Below are 3,247 nucleotides of genomic sequence, written 5' to 3'. Positions count from 1 at the left end.
GTGGGCGAATTAAAAGGAGGAAGGGGGCGGCCGCAGGCCGACGCCGGGGGAAATTTGCCCACAAGGGCACGGCGGCCCCGCGCTCGCCCCACCGGCAGCCGCGTCTGGATGAGCCCGTACATCCAATTCAGTTAGCATGGGCCCGCTGCTGCTGGCGCCATGATTGTACTGGCTGCCCGTGGCGTCCCCTTGAGGATGACGTGGAATGGAAGCTTTGATTGTCCTGGCGGTGGTGGTGCTGTTGGCCGTGCCGGTGTTGCTGATCGTGGCGCTGGTGATGATTTCCGGGCTGCGCCGAAGGGTGGCAGCGTTGGAGCAGGCCCGTGGCGACAGTGCCCAACCGGCGGCCCAGCCTGCCGTGAGTGCTGCATGGGAAGAGCGCCCTTATGCGCCGGCCCCCGTGGCTGCGCCGGCACCTGCGCAAGAGGTTCCGATCGGCGTTGCGGAGCCCGTGCCCGAGCCGTTTGCCGCCGCTGCGCGGGTTGTGCCGCCGCCACTGCCTGCTGCCGCCGCTCCCGAGCCCGAGCCGTTCGTTCCGCCGCCGCCGCGGGGGCCGGACCTGGGCGAACGTGTTGTCGGGACGATCAAGCGTTGGTTCACCGAGGGCAACGTGCCGGTCAAGATCGGCATGCTGGTGCTGCTGGCCGGCGTGGCTGCGCTGCTGAAGTACGCCAGCGACCAGGGCTGGCTGGATGCGCCGATCGAGCTGCGGTTGGCTGCGATTGCTGCCGGGGCGTTGGCGGGGCTGGTGTTCGGCTGGTTGCAGCGCGAGCGTCGGCGGCTGTTCGCGCTGGCATTGCAGGGCGGAACGATCGGGATCCTGCTGCTGACCATTTTCGCGGCGTTCAAACGCTATGGGTTGATCGACCCCGGCCCCGCGTTCGTGATGAGCATCGTGCTGATCGCAGGCATCGGCGTGCTGGCGGTGGTGCAGAATTCGCGCACGCTGGCGGTGCTGGGCATCCTGGCCGGGTTCATGGCGCCGATCTGGCTGTCCACCGGCGGTGGCAATCATGTGGCGCTGTTCTCGTACTACGCGGTGCTGAATGCCGCGATCCTCGCGATTGCGAGGTGGCGTCCGTGGCGGGTGCTCAATCTGCTGGGCTTTGCGTTCACCTTCGGCATCGGTACGTTCTGGGGCGTGCTGCAGTACAACGCCGACAAGTTCGCCAGCACCGAGCCCTTCCTGCTGCTGTTCTTTGCGTTCTACCTGGTGATTCCCATCCTTTACGCGCGCCGCCAGCCGGCGGAGAAGCGCGATCTGGTCGATGGCAGCCTGGTGTTCGGCACGCCGTTGATCGCGTTCTCGCTGCAGGCCGGCATGCTGCACGACGACCGCCTGCTGCTGGCGCTGTGCGCGCTGGCGCTGGCCGCGCTGTATGCGGGGTTGGCCTGGGCGCTGATCCGGCGCACGCGGTATGCCGCGTTGGGTCAGTCGCATGCAGTGCTGGCGGTGGGCTTTGCGACGTTGGCGGTGCCGCTGGCCTTGTCCGCGCGCGCCACGGCCAGTGTGTTCGCGCTGGAAGGCGCGGCACTGGTGTGGCTGGGCCTGCGTCAGCAGCGCCTGCTGCCGCAGGTCGCCGGTGCGCTGCTGCAGCTGGGCGCTGCGTTCGGCTTCGTGGTGGGGGCCGATTACTGGTTCAACGACGCCACTGCCATCGCCAACCCGACCTTCATGAGCGGGTTGCTGCTGGCCCTGGCCGGGTTTGCCTCGGCCTTCAGCTACCGGCGTGCTGGCCGTGACGCGCCGGCCATCGTGTACTACCTGTGGGGCCTGCTGTGGTGGCTGGGGGGCGCCAGCCATGAGGTCACCCGCTTCGTTGCCTTCGACAGCCGCCCGGACGCGCTGCTGGCGGTGGTGGCGGTGACGGCGTGGATCGCGGCGGAGGTGCACCGGCGCATGCCGGCGCGCGCGCTGGTGTTCACCACGTTGGCGATGCTGCTGTGCGCGTTCCCGCTGGCGTTGTGGCAGGTGGACATCCATCGCCAGCCGTTCGCCGGCTACGGTGCGCTGGCCTGGGCGGTGTTCGCCGTGCTCGGCGTGCGCAGCCTGTGGTGCCTGCGCGCCGGCCAGGACCGTGCCGCCGTCGCGGCGCAGTTCATCTGGTGGCTGCTGTGGCCGACGGTGGTATCGCTGGCCGCGTCATGGCTGGCCGAACGCTTTGAACTGGCGCAGGGCTGGGCGCTGGCGGCGATGTTGCTGCCGTGGCTGGCGGTGGTGTTCGTCGCGCTGCAGCGCTGGCATTGGCTGACCCTGCCGCTGGGAGAGCGCTTCAATGCGGCGCGCCCCGCGCTGCAGGGCACGTTGTTCGCGGTGCTGGGGCTGGCCTGGGTCGGCTTCCTGTTCGCGCCGGGCGCGGCGCGGCCACTGCCCTGGGTACCCGTGTTCAATCCGCTGGAGCTGGCGCAGCTGGCCGTGCTGGCGCTGCTGGCGCGCTGGTTGTGGCAGGGCGCGGCGCCGGCCGCGCTGCAGGTGCGCCGCGTGCCGGTGCTGGCACTGGCCGGCTTCGTCGCGCTGACCAGCATCACGCTGCACGCCGTGCATCACTGGGGCGGGGTGGCATGGAACGGTGTGCTGTGGTCGTCGACCCTGGCCCAGACCAGCCTGACCGTGGTCTGGAGCGTGCTGGGCGTGATCAGCTGGGTGTGGGGATCGCGCCGCGGCCAGCGCGCCCTGTGGCTGGTCGGCGCCGTGCTGATGGGCGTGGTGCTGGCCAAGCTGGTCCTGATCGATCGCCAGCATCTGGGCAACCTGCTCGGCATTGCTTCGTTCATCGCCTACGGCCTGCTGTGCACGGTCGTGGGTTACCTGGCGCCGGCTCCGCCGCGCGCGCCGGAATCCGCCATGGAGCCGCAACCGTGACCCTTCTTCATCGTGTGATCGCCGCCGTTTCTCTGCTCGTCGCCGTCCCTGCGCTGCACGCCGCCGACGCGCGTGAGGCGTATCGGGAGCAGTGGCCGCTGCAGCTGTCGGTACCGCAGGCCGGCGCCTACCGCCTGACCCTCGGCGAGGACCAGTACCGTAGCGCGGTGTCGCCGTTGCTGGCCGACGTGCAGGTGTTCAATGCGCAGGGCCAGGCGCTGCCTGCGGCGCTGCTGGCCGCCGACCAGCCGCTGGCGCAGCCGGCGCAGTGGCAGGCGCTGCCGTGGTTCCCGCTGCCGGCACAGGGCAGTGGCGCCAGCGACGACCTGCAGCTTCTGACCGAACGCAATACCGATGGCAGCGTGCGCCGGGTCGAGGCGCGAC

General features: G+C 70.0%; 2 protein-coding genes. Both read left to right on the top strand.

Annotation, left to right across the window (positions count from 1 at the left end):
* Positions 1–205: 205 nt before the first annotated feature.
* Positions 206–2,863 carry a DUF2339 domain-containing protein gene (locus tag RWO33_RS19885; protein ID WP_314107156.1) on the top strand — a complete coding sequence of 886 codons (2,658 nt, stop codon included), beginning with the start codon at positions 206–208 and terminating at the stop codon, positions 2,861–2,863.
* Positions 2,860–3,247: DUF3999 family protein (locus tag RWO33_RS19880; RefSeq protein WP_314107154.1), on the top strand; the 388-nt coding region annotated here is incomplete at its 3' end. The genes RWO33_RS19885 and RWO33_RS19880, both read left to right, overlap by 4 nt.

Origin of the sequence: uncultured Stenotrophomonas sp. (genome assembly GCF_963519925.1) — a bacterium.
GTDB classification, from domain to species: Bacteria; Pseudomonadota; Gammaproteobacteria; order Xanthomonadales; family Xanthomonadaceae; genus Stenotrophomonas; species Stenotrophomonas maltophilia_AE.
This window is presented reverse-complemented; position numbering and strand designations above follow the sequence as displayed.

Excerpts from the sequence above, each read along its gene's own strand:
- RWO33_RS19885 (WP_314107156.1), top strand. The coding sequence starts at position 206 with ATGGAAGCTTTGATTGTCCTGGCGGTGGTGGTGCTGTTGGCCGTGCCG.